A 2,845-nucleotide genomic window follows, 5' to 3' on the forward strand; every position below is an offset into this window, starting at 1 on the left:
AGAGCCTTTCTTTGCTTAGCCGAAAGTTGTCCTACCGACTCGATTAACTCTTGCACGCGTTTTTCCCTCTCAAGAAATCAGTTTTTCCAGATCATCGAGGGATAGACGTTTGAGGGCCTCCAGGGATTTAGCCAATTCATCCTGAACGGGCGACATTTCGACGCGCAAGGCCTCGATCCGCGCACAGAACGCCCTGAGGGTGTCGGTTTCGAACAGTTCCTTGAGTGGCACCTTGTCGCCCAGACGTTCCTTGATCCGGGTGACCACCAGTGTGGCCAGCAACGAGTGCCCGCCGAGCTGGAAGAAGTTGTCCGCGAGGCCCACGCGCTCGACCTCCAGCACCTCCTGCCAGACCGCCGCCACGTCCCACTGCAGATCGCTCTGCGGCGCCTGATAGTGCTGCTGTGTCGGGCTGTCACCCAGCGCCATCAGCGCCTTGCGATCGAGCTTGCCGTTGGGGGTCAGCGGGATGGCGTCGATCAGGTGCAAGTGCCCCGGCACCATGTGCGCCGGCAAGCACGCGGCGAGTGCGCTGCGCAGGCGTTCGGCCAAGGCCGGTTGCCCGGCCACCGGCTGCGCCGCGACGACGTAGGCATGCAGGTGTTTACCGGCAGCACCGTCCTGGGCGAGCACCACGGCTTCACGGACTTCGTTCTGCTCCAGCAAGCGCGCTTCGATTTCGCTGAGTTCGATACGGAAGCCGCGAATTTTCACCTGATGGTCGGCACGGCCGATGTACTCGATGTTGTCGTCACTGCCCTGGCGCACCAGATCGCCGGTGCGGTACAGCCGTTCGCCGTTGCTGGCATACGGGTTCGGCACAAAGCGTTCGGCGGTCAGCGCGGCGCGCATCAGGTAGCCACGGGTCACCCCGGCACCGCCCAGGTACAGCTCGGCCGGCACACCTGCCGGCAGTACTTGCAGTTGAGTGTCGAGCAGATAGGCCACGGTGTTTTGCAGCGGCCGACCGATGTTCGCCTGCCCGTGCGGCGTGCGCAGGGTGAAGGTCGAATAGGTGGTGTCTTCCGAAGGCCCGTAGAGGTCATAGACCTGTTGCACCGACGTGCTCGCGTACAAACTGTCCACCAGACTTTGCTTGAGCGGTTCGCCCGCCAGATTGATGGTCGCCACCGACCGCGGAATCTGCCCGGCCCGTTGCAGCGCGGCAATCGCCGACGGCACGGTGTTGATCAGCGTGACCTGTTCGCGCGCCGGCAGCTCGGCCAGCGCCAGCGCGTTGTCCGCCAGCACCAGGCGACCCCCGCAGGCCAGGGTGACGAAGATTTCCCAGACCGACAGGTCGAAGCAGATCGACGTCGACGCCAGCACGCCACGCAGTTGCTCTTCGCGATAGACCCCGGCCGACCACTGAATCAACGCCGACAGGTTGCCGTGGGTAATGGCCACGCCTTTCGGTTTGCCGGTGGAGCCGGAGGTGTAGATGACGTACGCCAGATTCTGCGCGGTGACATTCGCCAGCGGTGCGGTAGCCGGGAGCGCATCCAGTGCGCCCTCTTCCACCAACAGCACCTGCGCGCTCAAGGTTTCAGGCAGCAGCGCCAGTGCGGCCGGCTCGGTAAGCAGCACGGCGGCACGGCTGTCGTCGAGCATGTGCAGCAAACGCTCCTGCGGGTAATCCGGGTCGAGCGGTACATAGGCACCACCGGCCTTGAGGATTGCCAACAAGCCGACGAGCATGTCCGGTGTACGACGCATGCACACGCCCACGCGCACTTCCGGTCCCACGCCCAACGCTTGCAGCTTGTGCGCCAGTCGATTGGCCCGGGCATCGAGACTCTGGTAGTCGATGTGTTGCTCGGCAAACACCACAGCCTGCGCGTGTGGCTGGCGCTGCACCTGCGCGGCAATGTGTTCCAGCACCGTGCGCGCATCTGGCGCCGAGGCGGCGGCCTTGCCCCACTCGATCGCTGCTTCGCGTTGCGGCGCTGCCAGCAGGTGCAGCGCACCCAGCGGCTGGGTGGCATCGGCGAGGAACTGCGTCAGCAGGCTTTCCAGTTGCGCGCTCAACGCGTTGATCGTCGTCGCAGCGAAACCGGCCCGGTCGTAACTGATGCCCAGGCTCAGCTCACGCCCGGTGACCGCCACCAGCGTCAACGGGTAGTTGGTCTGTTCCTGACGACGGATCGCCGAGAACGTCAAACCGGTAGCCGGGCCCTGTTGCAGGGCTTCGGCCATCGGGTAGTTTTCGAACACCAGGATGCTGTCGAACAGCGCCCCGTTACCCGCACCGGCCCAACGCTGAATGTCGTAAAGCGGGGTGTGCTCATGCTCGCGCAGCGCCAGATTGAGGCCCTGCACCTGTTGCAGCCACTGGCTGACGACGATCTCTGCGGACGGCGCCGCCACCACCGGCAAGGTGTTGATGAACAGACCGATCTGTTGTTCGACGCCCGGCAAGTCGGTCGGACGTCCGGCCACCGTGGCGCCGAAGGCGACGTTGTCCTGCCCGGTGTAACGCTGCAACAGCACCAGCCACGCCGCTTGCACCAGGGTGTTGAGGGTGACTTTCTGCTCGCGGGCGAAACGGTTGAGGTCCGCCGTCAACGCCTCGCTGAAGACGTGCTCGTGATCGGCATAACCTGCGGCAAGCGCTTGCCCGCCCGCCACGGCACTGGCCAGACGTGTCGGCTCGTCGAGATCGGCCAGTGCCGCCGTCCAGAATTCGCGACTGGCCTGCTGATCGCGCTGGCCGAGCCATTCGATGTAATCGCGATAGCGTCCCTGTGACACGGCCGGGGTCATACCGGCGTAGCGTTGCAACACTTCGCCGAACAACTGCGAAGTGCTCCAGCCGTCCATGAGGATGTGATGGCAGGTGTAGATC

General features: G+C 64.4%; 1 protein-coding gene. It reads right to left on the minus strand.

The window, feature by feature from the left end; genetic code table 11:
* Positions 1–69: 69 nt before the first annotated feature.
* Positions 70–2,845 (minus strand): non-ribosomal peptide synthetase (locus tag DBR24_RS02910; protein WP_128613846.1); only part of this gene is annotated, 2,776 nt, incomplete at its 5' end.

The sequence above is a fragment of the Pseudomonas sp. HMWF006 genome, from assembly GCF_003061205.1.
Taxonomy (GTDB): domain Bacteria; phylum Pseudomonadota; class Gammaproteobacteria; order Pseudomonadales; family Pseudomonadaceae; genus Aquipseudomonas; species Aquipseudomonas monsensis.